The 21,233-nt window shown below is 35.1% G+C and carries 16 protein-coding genes; 14 read left to right on the top strand and 2 right to left on the bottom strand.

Annotated elements, in window-relative coordinates; all coding sequences use genetic code 11:
- Positions 1-178 precede the first annotated feature (178 nt).
- Positions 179-724 carry an oligoribonuclease gene (gene orn / locus GQS55_RS18405; RefSeq protein ID WP_159821952.1) on the bottom strand — a complete coding sequence of 182 codons (546 nt, stop codon included), beginning with the start codon at positions 722-724 and terminating at the stop codon, positions 179-181.
- Positions 725-816: 92 nt separating this feature from the next.
- Here orn and rsgA point away from each other — a divergent pair, with 92 nt between their 5' ends.
- The 4 genes from rsgA to GQS55_RS18425 all read left to right on the top strand — a co-directional run bounded on the left by rsgA (position 817) and on the right by GQS55_RS18425 (position 5,399).
- Positions 817-1,869, top strand: coding sequence for a small ribosomal subunit biogenesis GTPase RsgA (gene rsgA / locus GQS55_RS18410; RefSeq protein WP_159821954.1), 1,053 nt, complete (start codon positions 817-819; stop codon positions 1,867-1,869).
- A gap of 109 nt (positions 1,870-1,978) precedes the next feature.
- The gene (asd, locus tag GQS55_RS18415; protein WP_159823009.1) at positions 1,979-2,818 is read left to right on the top strand and encodes an archaetidylserine decarboxylase; all 840 of its coding nucleotides are present in this window, start codon (positions 1,979-1,981) and stop codon (positions 2,816-2,818) included.
- A 135-nt stretch (positions 2,819-2,953) separates the two neighbouring features.
- Entirely contained in the window at positions 2,954-3,340 is a 387-nt protein-coding gene (locus GQS55_RS18420; RefSeq protein WP_159821956.1) for a BlaI/MecI/CopY family transcriptional regulator, read from the top strand.
- Positions 3,341-3,362: 22 nt separating this feature from the next.
- Entirely contained in the window at positions 3,363-5,399 is a 2,037-nt protein-coding gene (locus tag GQS55_RS18425) for a M56 family metallopeptidase (protein WP_159821958.1), read from the top strand.
- Positions 5,400-5,401: 2 nt separating this feature from the next.
- Here GQS55_RS18425 and GQS55_RS18430 read toward each other — a convergent pair whose 3' ends face one another.
- Positions 5,402-5,929 (bottom strand): Spy/CpxP family protein refolding chaperone, encoded by a 528-nt coding sequence (locus GQS55_RS18430; RefSeq protein ID WP_159821960.1) that lies wholly within the window; start codon positions 5,927-5,929, stop codon positions 5,402-5,404.
- Positions 5,930-6,100: 171 nt separating this feature from the next.
- Here GQS55_RS18430 and GQS55_RS18435 point away from each other — a divergent pair, with 171 nt between their 5' ends.
- From GQS55_RS18435 to GQS55_RS18480, 10 genes are all read left to right on the top strand, one after another.
- Positions 6,101-6,829 (top strand): response regulator transcription factor, encoded by a 729-nt coding sequence (locus GQS55_RS18435; RefSeq protein WP_201294540.1) that lies wholly within the window; start codon positions 6,101-6,103, stop codon positions 6,827-6,829.
- Position 6,830: 1 nt separating this feature from the next.
- Positions 6,831-8,264, top strand: coding sequence for an ATP-binding protein (locus tag GQS55_RS18440; protein ID WP_159821962.1), 1,434 nt, complete (start codon positions 6,831-6,833; stop codon positions 8,262-8,264).
- A gap of 34 nt (positions 8,265-8,298) precedes the next feature.
- The gene (locus tag GQS55_RS18445) at positions 8,299-10,719 is read left to right on the top strand and encodes a DUF748 domain-containing protein (protein ID WP_159821964.1); all 2,421 of its coding nucleotides are present in this window, start codon (positions 8,299-8,301) and stop codon (positions 10,717-10,719) included.
- Between the two features lie 217 nt (positions 10,720-10,936).
- Positions 10,937-14,008: a ligand-binding sensor domain-containing diguanylate cyclase gene (locus GQS55_RS18450; RefSeq protein ID WP_159821966.1), complete on the top strand. Its 3,072-nt coding sequence runs from the start codon at positions 10,937-10,939 to the stop codon at positions 14,006-14,008.
- Positions 14,009-14,240: 232 nt separating this feature from the next.
- Positions 14,241-15,722, top strand: coding sequence for an ATP-binding protein (locus GQS55_RS18455; protein ID WP_159821968.1), 1,482 nt, complete (start codon positions 14,241-14,243; stop codon positions 15,720-15,722).
- A gap of 45 nt (positions 15,723-15,767) precedes the next feature.
- A complete protein-coding gene (locus GQS55_RS18460) occupies positions 15,768-16,433 on the top strand; it encodes a response regulator (RefSeq protein WP_159821970.1) in 666 nt (221 codons plus the stop codon).
- Between the two features lie 250 nt (positions 16,434-16,683).
- Positions 16,684-16,980 carry an EF-hand domain-containing protein gene (locus GQS55_RS18465; RefSeq protein ID WP_159821972.1) on the top strand — a complete coding sequence of 99 codons (297 nt, stop codon included), beginning with the start codon at positions 16,684-16,686 and terminating at the stop codon, positions 16,978-16,980.
- Between the two features lie 2 nt (positions 16,981-16,982).
- Positions 16,983-17,444 (top strand): hypothetical protein, encoded by a 462-nt coding sequence (locus GQS55_RS18470; RefSeq protein WP_159821974.1) that lies wholly within the window; start codon positions 16,983-16,985, stop codon positions 17,442-17,444.
- A 173-nt stretch (positions 17,445-17,617) separates the two neighbouring features.
- On the top strand, positions 17,618-20,215 hold the full coding sequence (locus GQS55_RS18475; protein ID WP_159821976.1) for a CotH kinase family protein: 2,598 nt from the start codon (positions 17,618-17,620) through the stop codon (positions 20,213-20,215).
- A gap of 102 nt (positions 20,216-20,317) precedes the next feature.
- Entirely contained in the window at positions 20,318-21,232 is a 915-nt protein-coding gene (locus tag GQS55_RS18480) for a polyphosphate polymerase domain-containing protein (RefSeq protein WP_159821978.1), read from the top strand.
- Position 21,233: the final 1 nt, after the last annotated feature.

Below are 21,233 nucleotides of genomic sequence, written 5' to 3' on the forward strand. Positions count from 1 at the left end.
TACTCAAAAATTATATTAACAATTGCTTTGGATAGTTGAAGTGTCAATGAATATTGATTTATGTTGGAAGGTAAAAATGCAGTTTTAATTGCAATTCAACAGAGCTATAGCGCACATCAACTTGATGCGCGCGGTTCAAAACTGATTTTATGTTTAATAAGCTCTATTCGTTAAAACTTTAAATCTTGAAAAAGTGTTCTTGGTAGACTTTTAACTCTGCGATAGATTCCCTAATATCGTCTAAAGCTAAGTGTGCCCCTGTTTTTACTACTTTATCCAATACTTCAGGCTTCCAGCGACGTGCAAGCTCTTTTACAGTACTTACATCCAGATTGCGATAATGAAAATAATCTTCAAATTCAATCATATATTTATTAATAAAGCGTCTATCTTGTCCAATACTATTACCACACATAGGTGAAACACCTTTAGGTACGTATTGTTGAACAAAGGCAATAGTTTGAGCAGTAGCTTCAGCCAAACTCACGTCACTCTCACGACAACGTTTAGTTAAGCCTGACTGACCATGATGCTCAATACACCATTCACTCATATTATCTAAAACATCATCTGCTTGATGAATGGCAAAAACAGGCCCTTCAGCTAAAATATTTAACTGACTATCGGTAATAATAGTAGCAATTTCTAGTACTACATCAATTTCAGGCTCTAACCCAGTCATTTCTAAATCAAGCCAAATTAAATTGGTATTGTTACACGTCATAAATATCCCTTAAAAATTGCACAAGCAATAGCTAGTAATTATCAGTATAATAGCGGACAAATAACTAGGATTAAACAAAATGATTAAGACTTGTGGCTAAGAAAAAATTAACTAATGGTCAGCAAAGACGCATTAAAGCTAATCACGACAAAAAATTGCACACTAAAGTAAGCGCTAGTGGCGGTAAAGTTCAGTGGGAAGATGAGGAGCTAGGCGCTACTCAACAAGGTATTGTGATCAGTAGATTTGGTCAACATGCTGATGTAGAGGGTGCTGATGGTTCAATATATCGATGTAACTTACGCCGTTCTATTAAAACTTTAGTCTGTGGCGATAAAGTACTTTGGCGTTTAGGCAAAGAAACTCAACATAGCATTTGTGGCATTATTGAAGCCGTACATGAACGTGATACGGTACTAAGTAGGCCTGATGTTTATGATGGCGTAAAACCTATTGCAGCTAATATTAGCCAAATTTTAATTGTTTCTTCCGTATTACCCGCGTTTAACAGTGACATTATTGATCGCTACTTAGTTGCTGCTGAACAAACGGGCATAACGCCAGTGATTGTCTTAAACAAAATTGATCTACTTAGCGAGTTAAGCCAAAACGAGCAAGATGAAATTGAACAACAATTACAAATCTATAGAGAAATAGGCTATCAGATACTTTATGGTAGCAGTCAAACTAATGAAGGTATTAGCGAAATAAAAACTCAGCTAAGCCAACATATTAGTATTTTTGTAGGTCAGTCAGGTGTTGGAAAATCAACATTAGTGAATGCTTTAATGCCAGAGCTTGGCGTAGTTACTCAAGAGGTTTCACAAAACTCGGGGTTAGGGCAACATACAACAACCGTCGCTCGTTTATATCATTTTGAAGAAGGTGGTGACTTAATTGACTCCCCTGGTATTCGAGAGTTTGGCCTATGGCATTTAACACCTGATCAAGTATTTAACGGCTTTAAAGAGTTTGAGCAATTTCAAGGGTTATGTAAATTCCGAGATTGTAAACATAAAAATGATCCTGGCTGTGCATTAACCGCAGCTGCCGAGGATAAAATTCACCCTAAACGACTTGCTAGCTTTACCCGTATCATTGCGAGTTTAGGTGACAACAAATTAACTTCACGGTTTAATGATTAGTTACCAAATAAATTAAAACTAAGTAAATAAAGGAAAAAAAGTGTCTTCACAGAATCAATCTTCAACTACTAAGTTCAGCGAGAAAATTAAGATTGCCTTGCAATATTCAATGCCTAAGCATGCTATTTCTCGTTTAGTCGGAAAACTAGCTGCTGCTAAGATGGGTTGGTTAACCACTAAACTCATTGATATGTTCATCAAGGCATACAAGATCAATATGAACGAAGCAAAATTCAAAAATGCAAAAGATTTTGCCACCTTTAATGACTTTTTCACTCGTGAATTAGAAGAAGGTGCCCGTACTATTGATTCAGATTCGAGTACTTTATGTTACCCCGTTGATGGCGCAATATCTCAGCAAGGAGATATTGTTGAAGGAAGATTAATTCAAGCAAAAGGCTTTAATTATAGCCTTACTTCGTTGTTAGGTGGTGACGCAAGAACCGCAGCACCTTTTCAAAAAGGTAAATTCTCTTGTATTTATTTAGCACCAAAAGACTACCATAGAATTCATATGCCTATGGCTGCTACATTACGAGAAATGATTTATGTACCTGGAGAGTTATTTTCAGTCAACCCATTAACCGCGAATAACGTTCCTGATTTATTTGCACGTAATGAGCGTGTAGTAACAATATTTGATACCGAGCATGGTTCATTTGCCATGGTGCTTGTAGGCGCAACTATTGTAGCAAGTATAGAAACAACTTGGGCAGGCACTATTACACCGCCAGCAGGACAAGATATTTTCAGGTGGCAATATCCGGCAAAAGGTATTGATGCAATTACCTTTGAAAAAGGCGATGAAATGGGCCGCTTTAAATTAGGATCTACGGTTGTTAGTACCTTTGCTCCTAATATGGTTGAGTTTGCAGCTAATGCTGGACCTGAAACCGTAACAAAATTAGGTGAGCATTATGCAGATTTGATTGAAAAAAGTGATGACTAAATTAATGGTTGCTCATTAATTCAACAAAGTATAGGATTAGCAACCAAGTTTTACGACTATATTCGTAATTACTATTTAAATTTAAAACTTCAACCCTCTGGGTATAAAATAAAATTAATAATTGAGGCAATAAACATGGCACGTGATAGATCCGCAGTGAAGCCAACTGAAGCAGAGTTATCCTTACTCAATATTCTCTGGCAGATGGGGCCCGCTACCGTAAGACAAATTCACGAAGAAGTCACCGAAACACACAAAACAGGCTATACAACAGTACTAAAAATACTACAAATAATGCATGAAAAGTCATTAGTAATTCGTGATGAAACAAATAGAGCACATGTTTATGCTGCCGCAAATAGCGAAATTCACACACAGTCATCGTTAATTAAAGACCTGATAAGTAAAGCATTTGGCGGTTCAACCTCCAAATTAGTGATGCGCGCTATCGATGAATCAACGTCTGCTGAAGATATTAATGATATTCGACAACTTCTAAATTCTTTAGAAAAAGAGACCTAAAGCTACAAGCTCTAAAATAAAAATGTTAGATAACTTATTTACTAGCCCATTATTAACCAGTTTAGCACTCACCTTATTGCACTTTTTGTGGCAAGGCTTGCTTGTGGCTATAGTATTAAAGTCTGCATTACTTATTTTCAATAACAGTAAGCCTCAATTGCGTTATGCCTTATCGGCATTCGCTATGTTGGTTAATTTATTACTTCCTATTATTACATTTATTGTTATTTATCGAGCAGAGCTTTCGTCAAGTGACTTCCTTGTTAGTTCTTTTGCACTGAATGAATTTATCCAAGAATTAGAGCAACCTGATGCCCTATTTAGTTATAAGGAATTAATTGAAACCCTTAATACACTACTTCCTTATTTATCTGTTTTATGGCTTGCAACGGTTACCCTATTAGCGAGTAAATTATTAATAGAGATATCTACTGTTAATAAACTTCCGCTACAAGGCACTGTAGAACCAATCGACAAGCTACAAATTCGATTTGAAGAATTAGCAAAACAAATTAAGCTAAAAATATCTCCACGACTGTTAATTTCATTAAAAGTCGACGTTCCTATGGCCATTGGCTGGCTTAAACCTGTTGTTTTATTACCTGCAGCAATGATAAGTGGCTTGAATAACGCACAACTTGAAATGTTGATTTTACATGAGCTGGCCCATATTCGACGTCATGATTACTTCGTCAATTTTTTACAAACATTAGTAGAAATATTATTATTTTTTCATCCTGCGGTATCATGGGTTTCTAAGCAAATGCGTAACGAACGTGAATACTGTAGTGATGACATTGCTGTACAGCATTGTGGTGATGCAATTGCGTATGCACACACATTAGCAGACACCGCATCTTTATGTACTAAAATTCATAACAATACGATACCTAATATGGCAATGGCTGCATCAGGTGGTGATTTAAAACAACGCGTTATTCGTTTGGTTGATCATCACTGTGCTCCCAATAATAACATCAGTAAATGGTTTGCCAGTGCGACCATTATTTTCTCAATAGTCTTACTTTCAAGTAAACAATTACTGACCATTCCACTACTTGATATTTGGCCAAATGAAACGCCTTGGCAACAAACCAATAAAAATGAAGAAAGCAAGGTAGCTATCAACACTAAGAAACAAGGAAGCGTTAATACGTTCAGTGACAATTTTTATCAAACAGCAACAACGCCACAATTAACAAATCCAAATAATGCGCATGGCTCTCAAACGGTAGTAGATAAAAAGATACAATCAACCAATAGTACATTGGCTCCTTTAGTACCAGTAGATATGCCAATAGAAAAAGAATCTGATAGGGATGTTATTAAGCGTAATTCATTGGCATTAGATGCTCTTCAACCTAGTATTAACAAATCTGAGCAATCAAGTACTCAACGACATAACTCACTAAATAGTTCACCAAAAGGTACTTCAACTAAGTATGAAGAGCCAAGTAAGAATATTTTAACTAATGATTCATTAATGGTTAAAAAAGCATTTGAACGCTCAACCTCAGCTAACTCTTACCAACAAGAGTTAATACAACTAAGAGATAGCTCAAATATAGCGAAAAGGTTTCCCAACAATCAATCTATCAACGAATCCGAGCATCACACTGTATTAAAAAATGAGTTTAGTACGAATATAGATAAAAGAAACACATCTCAAGAGAGAAGCTTTTTGAGTCATACTATCGATGAATCAAAAATAATTAATAAATCAGGTACCACATTAAATAATGTTAATTTACCAAAAGAGAATAAAGTTATAACCATTACCCCAATTAGACGTAATGCAAAAAAGCTAAAATCTGTAAACCCTATCTACCCCAACCTAGCAAAACGTAAGGGCATAGAACTTGAAGTAGAAGTAAATTTTACTATCGGTATTAATGGAAAAATTAAAGATCTTCAGTTTATTAATCAACAAAAAGTTAGCTATTTTAAAAACTCAATTCGTTCAGCAATAAAACAATGGCGGTTTCTACCTGCTAAAGTTAATGATAAGCCGGTAGAAAGCCAAATGTCTAAGGTGTTTGCTTTTAGTTTACATCGTTAGTCTTAACTAACGCTTTTTGTCTCTGACTTCTTATTTTTTCCTTTTCTTTTCATCTTTCCTTTACGTTGTTCCATTTTGCTTGCCCACTTAACTTGTTGCTCTGTCGTTAATACATTAAACAGTGCATTTTTTGTTTTTGCTTTAGCTAAAGACATTTGAGCAAACGTTTCTTTATATGAGTCATGTAGCGAAATATAAGTTTGTTCATCAAACTTTTCAGCTTGTAACAATAACTTTTCTGCTTCTTTGAATTGCTTTATTTCCGCTCGTAATGAAACATCTTGTTCCTTAGATTCCGCTCTTATTGCTTTCATCTGAGTTTTTTGTTCTTCCGAAAGACCAAGATACTTACTCATTTTTTTCATCATATCTCTACCCTTATGATGACGTTCACTCTTTTGATGATGCTCATGTGACTTAGCCTCCACGCTATCTTCTGACACATTAGCGTTAGAGATACTTGTAAATGCTAAAACGGCACATACAGCTGAAATAGAAACAATAGTTTTCATTGGTTTGGTAATATTCATTGTTAGCTCCAAAAGTTTTAATAAATTAATTTAACGAGACCTAGTATAAATAAATCAATGCAAAGAAACGCAAAGCCAATGTAAAGATTAGGTAAAGGTTGCACAATGAATTACAAGTTAATTATGATTAAGGTAAAATGGCGTTACTTCTAACATAAGGTAAGAATTCACTTGAATAAAAAGCATATATTATTAATTGATGATGATCATGAGTTAGCAGAGCTTTTAGTCGATTACTTAGCCCAGCAGAATTTTCTTGTTCACTGCTGCTTTGACGGTCAATCTGGTCTCGAGCAGGCTTTCACTAATAAATACGATTTAATCTTACTTGATGTAATGATGCCAAAGCTTAATGGTTTTGAAGTATTGAAAGCACTGGGTCAAGAGCACAAAACGCCTGTTTTAATGTTAACAGCGAAAGGCGATCATAGTGATAAAGTTCGAGGCTTAGAATTAGGTGCTGATGATTACCTAGCAAAACCTTTTCATCATCAAGAATTATTAGCACGTATTAATGCAATTTTACGTCGAATTCAATTAGTGAGCCAACAAAACGAGCCTTCCATTCAAGCGACTCACGAACAAGAAAAGTCTCTTTTAACAGTAAATGATATAGCACTTAATCATGCGATAAGAGCGGCCTCTTGCCATGGGAATTCCATTGAATTAACAGGTACTGAATATCAAATATTAACGTTATTATTAGAAAATCACGGTAAAATAATTTCTAAAGATACCATTTCAGAGCAAGTATTAAGCCGAAAACTTAGTCCGTTTGATCGTAGTATTGACGTACATATTGGTAATATTCGTAGAAAATTCCTTCCTTTTTGTTCCGGTGAAAAAATAAAAACAGTCCGTGGTGCTGGTTATTTATTCTTAACAGGTGAGGATAGTTAACATGTCTCTTATCAAGACGTCGTCTAAAATGAAGACCTTGTTATCTTCATTTACCGTTAAGCTATTTGTGTGGTTTTGGCTTATTGCTATTACATCAATTATTAGTACACGCTGGATTTCTCAACAGCTGTCAAATGATGCTATTCGTGAAGTAGTTAGCCAAGAGCCAAAACCTGATGAACTGTATCAATTAAACAAAATGGCAAAACGTATTACACGTCATAAAGCAGACAACATTGAGCAATTATTAACACAACAAGAAAAAAGACTTGTCCGCACACCCTTTAATATTTGGTTAAAAAGTACCGATGACAATTCAAGGGTGGTTAGTGCTATACCGTTGCCAACAAAGCTACAACGCGTATTAACTGATTACCTTAGCGAGAACTCTTTTACTCAACCAAAAACTAGCTTTTTTTCACACACAGAAGTGGTTGGTCCGGCGGTAATCAATATTAATAATCAGGCTTATCAACTTTTTATTTCGCGTAAAGTTCACAAACAAAATATAAGTCAAATTGTTCAATCGCTACCCTACTGGCTGCGTATTCTTACGCCAACTTTAATCAGTTTTTTACTCTGCTTGCTACTAGCACACTCATTTAGTAAGCCTATTCGCCTCATTAAAAAAGCAACGACAAAATTAGGTCAAGGTGATTTTGACTCTCGTGTTGAAGGCGTTGGTCAACTTAGTGGCGAGCTAGAGCAATTAGCAAATAGTTTTAATAAAATGGCAGAGCAACTACAACAAAACCAAAGCTCACAACGGCGTTTATTAGGTGATGTTTCACATGAACTTCGTTCACCTATGACAAGGCTGCAAATGGCACTAGGGTTAGCACAACAAGAATCAACAACACCACAAGCCCGTGAACAATATTTACAGCGTTGCCAACGAGAAATCGATCGGTTAGATCATATGATTGAAAATGTATTAGTACTCTCTCGATTAGAAAACACCTTACAAAAAGCAGAATATGAACAAGTTAATCTGTCGACATTGATACAAAATATTATAAACGATGAGCAATTTATAGCTGATAAGAAGTCTATTAAAATTAACTATATTGCGCCTGCTAAAATAATACTATTAGCTGACCAAACCTTACTCACAAGTGCAATTAGTAACGTACTTAACAACGCAGTAAAATATAGCCCAGAACAAAGCGCGATTAATGTTAAATTATCGGTAGAAAAACAAAAGGTTATTTTAGTCGTTAGTGATAGCGGCAATGGCGTGCCTGAAGAGTCATTAACGCAGCTTTTTACACCATTTTATCGGGTAAATCTTGCGAGAGATCGTGCAACAGGTGGAACAGGTTTAGGTTTAGCAATAGCGAAACAAGCTGTTATCACGCACCAAGGTGAAATTCTTGCTAAAAATAACGCAGATAATGGATTATCTGTTATTATCGAACTTCCTTATTTTGAATAAAATAATATATTAACAAAGACGTATTTACTTATCTATGAACACATCTGCTTCTACTCAAAAAAAGTCACTTTTTTCACATAAATTATTAAAAATAATTCCGGCAATATTTATAAGTATCTACCTGATTATTTGGGGTATTTCATCGCCTCTTAGTAAGTATTTTATTGAGCCTTTATTACAAGAACAAGGATTAACACTATCATCTGAGGCGAGTATTTACTACAACCCCTTTTTAAGCCAATTAACGATTAGTGATTTTGCTCTATACAGCAATAATGCAAATGAAGCAGAAAAAGTACTTTCTTTAAATAAATTAACCGTTCGTTTAACGTTATATCGTTTATTGTTTGACGAAATAGTCGTCAGCGAATTTGAATTAAATGACGTTTATCTTAAAGTAGTCAAAACCCCTTCTCAGTTAATCATTGCGGGTATTGATTTAAATAAAGAAAGCGATACGGCACCTGAAGAAAAAACGCCTGAAACTGTATCAGAGCCACTTCCGTATCAACTGATATTACCGCGACTATCATTAAATAAAGTCAATATTGATATAAATAATAACGAAATACCTCATCAAATAGATATCAATGAACTATTAATTAGCGAAATAAAAGCAAACCTAGAATCTCAAACTGCACGAGTAAGTTTCCAGAGCGCTATAGATGGCACAGCACTAGAAATAGTTGCTGATGCAGTATTTGATAATGGACAAGGTGAAGTTAATAGTCAGTTATCAATAAACGATTACCCAATTCAAAAAATACAGCCTTACGTCACTGAACTCTCTGAACTTAGCGGTTTTCTTTCATTTACAAGTCAGCAAAAAGTAACTATCGCGTCAGATATAGTTACTTTACATGTTAATAAAGCGGAACTGAGTAACAAAGATCTTATCGTTGGTTATCAAGAACAATTTTTTAACCTTAAATACTTTAAAACAAGTATCGATGATTTACTACTTACGCTTAATGGCGATAAGATCACTGAACTAAGTGGTATGAGCCAACTAACGCTAAATGATGCAGAGGTTCATTATGAAAAAACAAGTCAAAAGTTGGCTTATATTAAGCAATTAGCATTACAAGATATTAGCTTTTATTTAACTGACGGCGAGCCGCAAGTAAAAATAGCAAACCTTATTATTGACGAAATTTATGGCTCAAAAAATGAAGAGACAACATACCCACCTATCGTTGCTTTAAAACAATTTAGTGTTAAAGATGTTTTTGCCAATGCAAAACAACTCTCTATCGATACGATAATTTTAGATAGTTTACAAAGTAACTTAATTTTAAATGAAGAAAGTGCGATAGCTAATTTAGTTTCATTACCTATATCAGAAGCCGAACCTGAAAAAGATGAGGTGCTAGAAGAAGTGGTAACAGTTGAAGTTGAAACCTCACCACAAGAAATCCCCTTCATTATTTCATTAAACAAGTTTTCATTAATAAGCGATAACCAGCTAACTCTCATAGATAATAGTGTTGAGCCTATGATGCAAAGTAAAGTGATTATAGACACACTAACGTTAGGTGCATTAAGTAATGCAGCGAACAAACAAGAAGAGCAAACACCATTTGAATTAAAAGGCCGTATTAATAAATATGCGCATTTTGACTTTAAGGGCTTCAGCCTGCCCTTTTCTCAAACACAGAAACACCATTTAGAAGGATCTTTACAAGAGCTTTCGTTGCCAGCAGTCTCTCGCTACATGAAAAAAGCGGTAAATATGGAACTAAAAAGTGGACAACTCAATACTGACATAAAGGTGACGCTAACTGGCGAAGAACTTAATGGCAAAGTGCTTATTCTCTTACGGAGTTTAGAAACAGCCGTAGCAGGAAATGATGAAGCGGGCTCTTTAATTGATCAAGGTGCATTACCTTTTAATATGGCACTTGGTATGCTGAAAGATGGTCATGGTGATGTAGAGCTTGACGTAGATCTATCGGGTTCAACCTCAGATCCAAGCTTTGGTATGAGTAGTATAGTAACGTTAATAACCCAAAAAGCAATTTGGATGGCTACAAAAGACTATGTTATGACTACATTCGTCCCTTACGCTAATGTTGTTTCTGTTGCGATGAGTGTAGGTGAATTTGCCTTAAAATTACGCTTTGATGATTTGATATATCAAACTAAACAAATTGAGCCAAACGAAGCACAGCAAGCCTACTTGCAAGGCTTTATCGCGCTAATGCAAGATAAAGAAAAAACCCGAGTAAATATTTGCGGCATTAGTGTTCCAGCCGATATAAACTTAAATGCCGGCACTAAAGTAACTGATATAAAACACATCAATCAACTAAAAGAGATTGCTGAACAACGAGAAGCCACGTTTAAAGATTATATTATTGAGCATGGTGGCATTGCCTCATCAAGGCTATTATTATGTGCACCTAAAATAGATAGCAGCGAAAACGCACAACCGCGTATAGAGTTGTCTGTTTAATCCCATTTATTATCATAAAATTAGCTCTGTCTTAGCAGAGCTAATTTCTGCGTAAATCAATCTCCGCAAGTATAAATAGTGTCGATATAACTTTACGAGTAACCGTATGGAATATTGATCGTAGATATACCTAGTTAAATAAACTAAGATAATAATATTATTATATTTTAAACGCTCTTTTACTGTTAAAGCTCTTACGTTTAGAGGATATGTTTTATTGTTTTTTATTAAGTTTACCTATTTTATTATTTTTCTTGTTGGCCTTATTACGCCTGCCTTCAGTCATGAGCATTCTTCAAAATTCACTAACGAATATTCTGTTGAAATGTTAACGTCTGAAGATGGTTTTGTTGCGTCAGAAATCTATTCAATTATTCAAGATAATAAAGGGTTACTTTGGTTTGGCACCGGTGAAAATGGTGTTATGCGTTATGATGGCCGTAAAGTTACTCTTTTTGAATTTGACGGTATTAGTACTAACAGCTTATCCCATAATTATGCTGGCAACCTGATGTTAGACCGTGAAGGGAAAATATGGATAGGCACTTGGGGAGGTGGCGCTAACCTATATGAACCTAAGACAGGAAAATTTGAGCACTTTGTTCATGAACCCGAACGAGCTGACTCTATTTCATCTAACCGTATACAAAGCTTACACCATGATAAAGAAGGAGCTATTTGGTTAGGCTCATATGAACATGGTTTAAATAAATACCTTGGAGATAATAGTTTTGAGCACGTTCAAAATATTGAAGGCGTCGACTCGAGTTTATCTCATAATAGAATATGGGATATTGAAGACAACGATAGTAATAGCCTTTGGGTGGCGACTAGCTTTGGTTTAAATTTATATAATAAACGTAATCATACTTTTTCCCATTTTCTCCCTGAGCCAGCCAACTTAACGCCCACAGGCGCAAACGAAATTAGAAGCATTTTAAAGACGTCACAAAATAAAATTTATATTGGCACTCAAAAAGGTCCATTTATATTTGATACAGTGAATAATGTTTTTACCCCCTTAGAAACTTTAATCGATGAAACCTTAGGTCAAGTCAACTCAATGATTGAAGATCATGAAGGTAATATTTGGTTTGTAACGAGTAAAGGCTTATTTCATCAATCACAAACAAGTTCTCACATTGAAAGATTTGAGCTTGAATACAGTCATGGTTTAAGAATAGTTTTTGAAGATAGCTCCCAAACACTCTGGGTTACTAATGAGAATCACGGTATTTACAAAATAATACCAAAACGAAAATTTAAAACTATTAATAGTGATAATTTAACAGCCCCCAATGGCATCATTGTTGATCCTAATGGCGATGTATTAATCGCATCATCATTATCTGCATTGTATAAATGGCATGTATCAGCACAAAAGTTAGAAACATTATCCCCAAATATTTTTAGTAATGAGAATAGTTATGAAGGAAATCGCTTATTCGATAAGCCTATTATGATTTCGGATGGAGTAAACAGCTTATGGCTTGGACAAGATGATGGGTTAGCTAAATTTAACTTCATAACCCAACAAGTTCAATTATTAAAATATCCTCCTTCAGATCCTCATTACAAACAGTTCAGAGAGATACGAGCACTTAACATTGATCGCCATGGAACCCTTTGGATTGGAACATATAAAAACGGTATATATCACTATAATCCATCGACTAAAACCTTTACTCACTTAGATGATTCTTTGGGCCTATCTCACCCTGAAGTATTAAAAATATATAAAGATAATGAACAAAAAATTTGGGTTGGGACCGGAGATGGCTTAAACCTATGGGATGAAGATAATCATAAATTTGTAGTATTTAAAAATGATATAAATAAAACGGGCAGTTTATTAGGAAAAATAGTACAAGATATACATCAGTCCAAAGATGGTAAATTATGGATTGCCACGCAAAAAGGGCTCAATTTATATTTACCTGAAACCAAAACTTTCCAATATTTTGATAAAAACAATGGTTTACCCACATCGTTAATTCGTGCAATTACCGATGATAATATGGGAAATTTGTGGCTAACAACCAACAAAGGAATTTCAAAATTAGATCCTCTATCTGGAGATATTACCAACTTTGACCGCTATAGTGGCTTATTAGGCTTAAACTATTATCCGGGCAGCCTAGTAAAAGCTGATGACGGAACATTATTTACCAGTAGTCAACGAGGAGTTGAGTTTTTTAGTACCTCACCTATTGAAACAAATGATTATGAATTTAATATTGTTTTAACGGGTTTTAATAAAATGGGAAAGCCCATAAAGCTTGATACCCCATACGCTTATGTTACCGAGATGCAACTGTCTTATCGTGATTACTTTTTCTCTTTTGAATTCTCTGTTTTAGACTTTATTTCTCCTAACAAAAATATGTACGCTTATAAATTGGAAGGATACGATGAAAACTGGATTGATATGGGTAATAGAAATATAGTTTCATTTACTAATTTAGATGGTGGTACTTATAAATTATTAGTTAAAGCAACAAACAGTAGTGGTAAGTGGGGTGATAAAATATTATCCATTGATCTTATTGTATCTAACCCTCCCTGGAAAACGTGGTGGGCTTATAGTTTATATGTATTAGTCTCTATTCTAACTATATTTGTCTTTATTTATTTGAGAACACGACTACAACAGAAAGAAATTGATATTCAGAAAAAATTTGTTGTTGTACTTGAGGAGCAAGTCATGGAAAAAACGGCATCATTGAACGCCCAAGCTAAAGATTTAATAGCAGTAAATAAACAATTGAAGATACTTACTTATCAAGATGGGTTAACCGGTTTATATAATCGACGATATTTTGATAAGAGGTTAAATGAAGAAATAAGCAGGCATCACCGTCAGCAACAACCCCTTTCTCTTATTATTGGCGATATAGATCACTTTAAACTTTTTAATGATTTTTATGGTCATCAAAAAGGTGATGATTGCCTTAAAAAAGTAGCACAATGCATTATTGATAATGTGGCCCGTATCACAGATGCCAATTGTCGTTATGGAGGCGAAGAGTTTGCCATTATTCTGCCAAACACCGCTGTTGCAGAATCGACACTTATTGCTGAGCGCTTATGCTCAGCCATAGAAAATATGAAAATTATCCATGAAAAATCAAGAACTAGTGAATTTATTACATTAACACTAGGCGTGGTAACTGTACTTCAAGAGCAAAAGACATCCGTAGACTCAATCGTACTAAGCGCCGACAAAGCCCTTTATCTTGGCAAATCCAATGGTAGAAATAACATAACTCGCGCTGAGTATAAGTCATAAAAAAAATTGATAAAATAGGTTCTTTATTTAACTTTCACTATTTCTGGGTTATGCACATATTTTGCACATTGTTTAGTTATGCTTATACATCGCTAAGTTATTTTAAGCCTTAGCAGTGTATAAGTCTTAAGTTATGCTTAAACCTTAAGTTATGTTTAAACATTATTGATAATCACAAATATTGCAATGTCACTCGTTATTTATCCAGATTAGATTAGGATCTTCCTTTCAAATGAAAATTCAAAATAAACTATTTTTGATCTTATTTAGCTTTAGTTTTTTACTCGTCACTTTATTAGTCTTCCTAATGCAATGGAGCATTGGCAAAGGCATGATTAACTATGTAAATACCAAAGAGGTAGAAGCGCTTAAACCCGTGGTGATAGAGCTAGCTAAAGAATATCAGATAGAAAATAACTGGGTTAGCATGACTGGACGTCATGATAAATTTATTCGTTTAATTTCAGAACAACTTGCTGCAAGCGAATTTTCCCCAAAACAAAAAAAACGCTCATCTGAACACTTAGCTTTTCGTCAACCTCCACCAACTCGTCCTTCATCAGAGCAAGGTTCTCGTCCACCTAGAAATGACTTACATGAAGGAAGAACACCACCACCATCGCGAGAAAATGAAGCCTTTTATGCTTTACTTGATCGCAACCAAAATCTTGTGGTTGGTAGATATATTGAGGAAATAGATTACAGTAAAACAGAAATAGTAGTTAAAGAGATTATCGTTGGTTATTTTGCTGTTTCTAAGCGTAATCAGCTTACCCAAGGCTATGAAGTCGACTTTATTGAGCAACAACAATATTACTTATGGATTATAGCCCTATTTGTTATGAGTTTAGTTGCTTTAGTAACTCTGCCATTAGCTCGGCATTTAGTTGAACCTCTAAAGCTAATAACTCAAGGAATGCACAAACTCACCCAAGGTGACTATCAACAATCTATTAATTTAAACAGAGAAGATGAACTTGGAAGACTAAGTAGAGATTATAATGAATTAGCGCATTCTTTGGCAGAGAGTGAAACGACTAGAAAGCGTTGGTTAGCTAATATATCCCATGAACTACGCACACCTGTAGCTATCTTACGTGGCGAATTAGAAGCGATGTTAGATGAAGTGAGACCATTGAATAAAAAAAATATTGCTTCAGCAAATGACGAGGTAAAGCATCTTCAGCGATTAATTGATGACTTAAATTTACTGACCAGTGCTGACATTGGCGGTATGCGCTATCGTAAAAAAAATGAAGAATTAACACAGTTAATGCATGGCGTGATAGATAAATATCGTAGTTATTTGAATGATGCTAATATCACACTTGATATTGAAATCATTGAACAAAGTATTAATGTTTACGTCGATAAAACTCGCCTTTGCCAATCATTTGAAAATATTATTAATAATGCGATCAAATATTCATCCGCATCATGCTTTAAAATATCCTTGAGCATTGAAAATTCTCATCATCACTCAAACGTATTGATTAAATTTGAAGACAATGGTGTCGGCGTAGACGATATTCATTTGAGTCATTTATTTGAACATTTATACCGTGTTGAAGATTCTCGAAATAGAAAAACAGGCGGTTCAGGTTTAGGTTTATCGATATGCCGACATATTGTCATGGCACATCAGGGAGAAATTACCGCTGAAAACTCGCCTCTTGGTGGTTTAGCTATTATTATTAAGTTACCTATAGTTTAATAATACATAATATACTTATACTTATTCCTGCTTTAGAGTACTAGAATGTCAAATTCAATATTGATTGTAGAAGATGAAATTAAGCTTGCAGAGCTATTAGCTGATTATTTCAAACTAACAGAATATGAACCTCATTTAATTCATCATGGCGATGAAGTTATTGATTGGGTAAAAAAACACCAGCCTAGCGCAATTTTACTCGATATCATGTTGCCAGGTAAAAATGGCATAGATATATGCAAAGAAATTCGCCAATTTTCGAATATCCCTATTTTACTCGTTACTGCAAAAGTTGATGAAATCGATCGATTATTAGGACTAGAGTTAGGTGCTGATGACTATATATGTAAACCTTTTAGCCCGCGTGAAGTTGTTGCTCGAGTTAAAGCCGTTTTAAGAAGAACCCAAACGATTCAATATGCTACTGAGATATTAAAACTTGATGAACATCGTTTTACCGTTGAATATCATAATCAAGAAGTAACACTAACCTCGGTAGAGTTTCAATTATTAAAACCTTTGGCTAACAAACCAGAAAGAATTTTTACCCGTGAACAGTTAATGCAAAACATGTATTCGGATCAACGCATTGTAAACAACCGTACAATTGACAGTCACATTAAAAAACTTCGCAAGAAGCTTGCTGATATTAGTGAAGGAAAAGACTGGATTCAATCCGTTTATGGCACGGGTTATCGCTTAATGTTGTAGCTTACTTGAAACTATAAGCTTTACAGTATTAATACCGTGCCTTAATTAACGGAACTTCTGCGTAATAAATACCCTTTTAATTTTGTTATATTAATGATACCAATTCTAAAATTTCCTCTTTTCTTGCACATTATTTGCTATTTCTATTGTTAACATTACTTTGAAAATTAGCGTTGAACAATAGCTTTACATAGTAATTTTGAACATGGTTATTCACAATAATAGTAACCATGCAGCAACAGGAGATCTTATGAATATATATATCAAGCAGGCAATAGTCGTTACATTATTAGTCTTAGCCTCAAGCCAAGTATTAGCAAAAAGTAATCAAAACAGTGAAGATAGACCATCTCGCCCTACTTTTGAATCAATAGACAGTAATAGTGATGGTGATATCGATTTTGACGAATTTTCATCTCATGAACTGCCGCATGGTGATCATCAAACTGTATTTGATGAAATGGATACTGACAATAATGGCGTAATCAGTAATGAAGAATTTACTAATCATAAACCACCAAGACCAAAAGGTCGTAAGGATAATTAATAATGATTAATAACATTGGCTCAAGCATGCAAATGCCACAACAAAGAACTGAGCAAAGTTTAACTGAAGAGCAACAAAGTATCCTCACCGAAACGTTATCGCAATATGACGCGGAAAATTTGAGCGAATCAGATGCCCTTAGTATTGTCGAGACTTTGTCACAAGCTGGCATTTCACCTAGTGCCGCAGTTGAAAAATCTATGTCTGATTTAGGTTTTGATGCAAAAAGTATTGGTGATTCAGCGAAAGTATCTGAAAGCGGTAGCAGACCACCGCCACCACCGAAACAAAGTACGGAAGAAATCACTTCAATGGTTGATTACTTAGCAGAGCTGATGGAAGAAAAGTTAGCGGCAAGTAACAGCAACGAATTAAGCGATGAAGATAAGGAATCTATCTTAACGCAAGTTTTTGAAAAATTTGATATTGAAGATGGTGAATCCATTATTAATACGACTGCATAAAATTTAATTAGCTTGTTTTATTTCGTGTTGTTCTGAAAAAAGCGTTGCCCTTATAAAGGCAACGCTTTTTTTAGTTTTGTCATACTATTGTAATATTCCTCATTTGTTGCACATTGTTTGCACCATCACTTAATAAAGTGTACTTCTCGTATGATTTTTTAAGAAGCTAACAAATGAAATCCTCATATCTCTTATCTTATACTTTATTACTCAGTAGTAGCTTGTTATTCGGCTGTGGTGGTTCAAGTAGTGAAGATGATTCCACTGAAAGTGACCCAACCGAAGTAACACAACCCTCAACTTCTTCAAGTTTGATTATCAATGAAATTGTTGCCAGCGCAGCAGATGGTGGTAACGACTGGATTGAACTTTATGCACTTGAAGGTCCTGTCGACTTATCAAGCTATAGCATTGTAGATGATAATGAAGAACACAATGCTCAGGCTTTGCCTGATATCACACTAGCACAAGGTGACTTTATTGTTATTCAAGCCATTGATGAAGCCGACACTCCACCTAGCGATGGATACTATGTAACTTTTAAACTGGGTAGTGATGATGCTGTCACCTTATTTAAAGATGATGTGCAAGTAGATCAACTAGACTGGGAAGAAGACGATGCACTCGAAGGCACTAGTTACGGATTATTCGTTGATGGTTCGGGTAGTGAGCAAACGTTATCACCAACCCCTGGAGAGGCTAATATAGAATACACTGCCACTGAAGTAGTTATTCGCGATGTAATACTTAACGAAGATGCACCACTACGTATTAATGAAGTTGTCGCTAATGATAGTGACGGAGGTTATGACTGGTTTGAGCTTTATGCTACTGGAGATACTGCTGTTTATTTAGGTGACTACACCATAGCAGATGAAAATGATGAATTATTTTCTCTGCCTGGCATAACACTCAATCCAGGAGAGTTTTATCAGATATATGCAACAAGTGATGAAGTCGAAAATAGCGAAACCGTTAACTTAAAATTAGGTTCAAGTGACCAATTAAGCTTGTATCAAGGAGACGATCTTGTTGACCAACTTAAATGGAGTAAAGGACAAGCATTAATTAATTATAGTTATGGTCGCTTCCCTGATGGCAGTGATGGTACTCAAACACTAACACCTTCACCTAGAACCAGTAATAGCACTGCACTTCATGGACCATTATTAATCAATGAGATTATGGCAAGTGATATTGATGGCGGTAATGATTGGTTTGAACTATATAACAATGGCAGTACAAATATTTCTTTAGCCGATTATCAAGTCCTTGATGAAAGTGATGACATTGATCCTGTAACTCTTCCTGATATTGTTTTAGCGCCTAATGAATATATTGTTATTTACGCAACAGATGAAGATCCTAATGATTATTACGTTCCTTTTAAACTAGGTAAAACAGACGAATTAAGTCTTATATTAAATGATGAAACCGTCGACTATATCGATTGGGACGATAGTGATGTTATTGCTGGCTTTAGTTATGGATTAAGTGATAGTTCAAGTACTAGCGAAACTAGTTGGGATAAAGACTTTTTAACGCCAACACCAGGCAGTGAAAATGAACTATCAACAGCATTTAATTCAAATATTGTTAATAATTTATACATTAATATCAGTACCGAAAATTGGCAGGATATTTTATATAACCCACTTGACGAAGAATATCATGAAACCAGTATTACCTTTAACGGTGTAACATTAGACAGTGTTGCTATTCGTACCAAAGGCGGCTCAAGTTTAAGCAGTGTTGCGCAATCAAGTAGTGATAGATATAGCTTTAAACTTGATATTAATGAATATGTTGACGGACAGAAATTCTTTGGTTTGAAAAAGTTTACCTTACAAAACTCTTTCAACGACCCTTCTTATATGCGTGAAGTGATTGCCTACGAATTACTGGATGAGATGGGTGTAGCAACACCAAAAAATTCTTATGTTAACTTCTACGTAAATGGTGAATTATTTGGCTTATATCTTATGGTTGAAGCGATTGACGGTGAATTTTTAGAAAACAACTTCGCCAACTCGAATGGTGACCTTTATAAGCCAGACGGGACTGGTAGCGATCTTATCTGGATAAATGATGATATTAACAGCTACAGTGATATTAATTTACAAACCAATGAAGATACCACTGACAACGGCGCCTTTATCAACTTTGTTGAACAAATGGATAATGGCTCTACTGACGTAATTGATACTGATAGTTTACTTAGATATATGTCGGTTAGCGTTGCCCTATCAAACCTCGATAGCTATCACGGTACTTTAGCGCATAACTACTACATTTATGAACAAGATGGCGTATTTAGTTTCCTACCTTGGGATTTCAATGAATCTTTTGGCACATTCTCAATGAACTGTAATGCAGATATGAGAGAGCTTTATATCGACGAGCCAACCAGTGGTGCTCTGGCTGATAGACCTATGATTGCTAATGTATTCGCCGATGATGACAGCTTAGCTATTTACCATGAATATTTATGGCAATTAATCGACGGGCCTTTATCGAGTGGTAATTTTAGTGCACGTGTCACAGAAATTGCGGACTTAATTCGTGAGCATGTAGCTAACGACCCAAGTGCTTTTTATGGTGAAGCTGCATTCGAGCAAAACCTTAATTCGACAGTGAGTAACTTCTTTGGCTTAACCGAGTTTGTCGACTACCGTGTAGAGAATATGACTAAGCAATTGCTAGGTGATCTTCCTTCAACCAATAATGGTAGTGGTTTTTGTAGTAGCTCAGCTGGTGGTCCACCGCGTTAAGGCTCAATAATAATTATAGTGACAGAAGTGAGCATCGCCATATAACGCTCAATTCTGTCTCTGTATTCCCATCTATCACTATTAATTTTGAGCGAGAAACCAATGGAAACTATGCAACCTAATTTTGATCATGGTAACAACAATGATTTTTTTCAAAACCCCGATTTACATCTAAAAAACAAAATAAATCTTGATGAAGAGAGCGTATTAGCAGATACAAAAATTTCGCCCCATCCATCGTTAGAAGAAGCATTAAGTTTATTTAACAGTCATGGACTTAATGACCTTGATGCGGCTAATTTAATGAATAGAGTGGATAGTAAATTTATTCTGCCATTAGCATTTTTACCTGATTTACTTATACAGTTAAAAAGCTCATATACCGTACTTGAAATAAACAGTAATCGAGTTTCTAGTTACCACAATCAGTATTTTGACACACCCAATATGTCACTGTACCACGATCACCATAATGGTAAATTAAACCGCTATAAAGTACGTCGTCGTCGTTATGTTGATACGAATACTGAATTTTTAGAAGTAAAACTAAAAAACAATAAAAAACGTACTATCAAAAGTCGAATTAAGCTTTCTGGTGAAGAAAATGAGTATGCTCGATGTGCGCAATTTATTGATAAAAAAATGCACATCAACGTTAATACCTTAGATATCAGCCAGCAAGGTGGTTACAAGCGTATTGCACTAGCCAACGAAGCACAGGCAGAACGACTAACGCTAGACTTTGAACTTTGGTATCAAGACCGTAGAGGAAATAACAACGTTAAACTTCCTGGTTTTTTTATTGCAGAGCTTAAACAGAATAAAAAGTCTAAACGTTCAACTTTTTATCAACTAATGAGCACCAATAATATTTTTCCTACTTCTTTTAGTAAGTACTGTATTGGCTGCGCATTGCTATACAACACGTCAATAAAATCGAATCAATTTAAAGCCATTTTGTCACATATAGAAAAACTTAACCGCATTGAGCAAACTTCATTTTTAAAGAGTAATTAGT

The organism is Colwellia sp. 20A7, from assembly GCF_009832865.1.
Classification (GTDB): Bacteria; Pseudomonadota; Gammaproteobacteria; order Enterobacterales; family Alteromonadaceae; genus Colwellia.

What these genes read in the sequence shown, in the direction of transcription:
- orn (WP_159821952.1), bottom strand. Translation starts at nt 724, where the DNA reads ATGACGTGTAACAATACCAATTTAATTTGGCTTGATTTAGAAATGACT.
- asd (WP_159823009.1), top strand. Translation starts at nt 1,979, where the DNA reads ATGCCTAAGCATGCTATTTCTCGTTTAGTCGGAAAACTAGCTGCTGCT.
- GQS55_RS18420 (WP_159821956.1), top strand. Translation starts at nt 2,954, where the DNA reads ATGGCACGTGATAGATCCGCAGTGAAGCCAACTGAAGCAGAGTTATCC.
- GQS55_RS18425 (WP_159821958.1), top strand. Translation starts at nt 3,363, where the DNA reads ATGTTAGATAACTTATTTACTAGCCCATTATTAACCAGTTTAGCACTC.
- GQS55_RS18430 (WP_159821960.1), bottom strand. Translation starts at nt 5,929, where the DNA reads ATGAATATTACCAAACCAATGAAAACTATTGTTTCTATTTCAGCTGTA.
- GQS55_RS18440 (WP_159821962.1), top strand. Translation starts at nt 6,831, where the DNA reads ATGTCTCTTATCAAGACGTCGTCTAAAATGAAGACCTTGTTATCTTCA.
- GQS55_RS18445 (WP_159821964.1), top strand. Translation starts at nt 8,299, where the DNA reads ATGAACACATCTGCTTCTACTCAAAAAAAGTCACTTTTTTCACATAAA.
- GQS55_RS18455 (WP_159821968.1), top strand. Translation starts at nt 14,241, where the DNA reads ATGAAAATTCAAAATAAACTATTTTTGATCTTATTTAGCTTTAGTTTT.
- GQS55_RS18460 (WP_159821970.1), top strand. Translation starts at nt 15,768, where the DNA reads ATGTCAAATTCAATATTGATTGTAGAAGATGAAATTAAGCTTGCAGAG.
- GQS55_RS18465 (WP_159821972.1), top strand. Translation starts at nt 16,684, where the DNA reads ATGAATATATATATCAAGCAGGCAATAGTCGTTACATTATTAGTCTTA.
- GQS55_RS18470 (WP_159821974.1), top strand. Translation starts at nt 16,983, where the DNA reads ATGATTAATAACATTGGCTCAAGCATGCAAATGCCACAACAAAGAACT.
- GQS55_RS18475 (WP_159821976.1), top strand. Translation starts at nt 17,618, where the DNA reads ATGAAATCCTCATATCTCTTATCTTATACTTTATTACTCAGTAGTAGC.
- GQS55_RS18480 (WP_159821978.1), top strand. Translation starts at nt 20,318, where the DNA reads ATGGAAACTATGCAACCTAATTTTGATCATGGTAACAACAATGATTTT.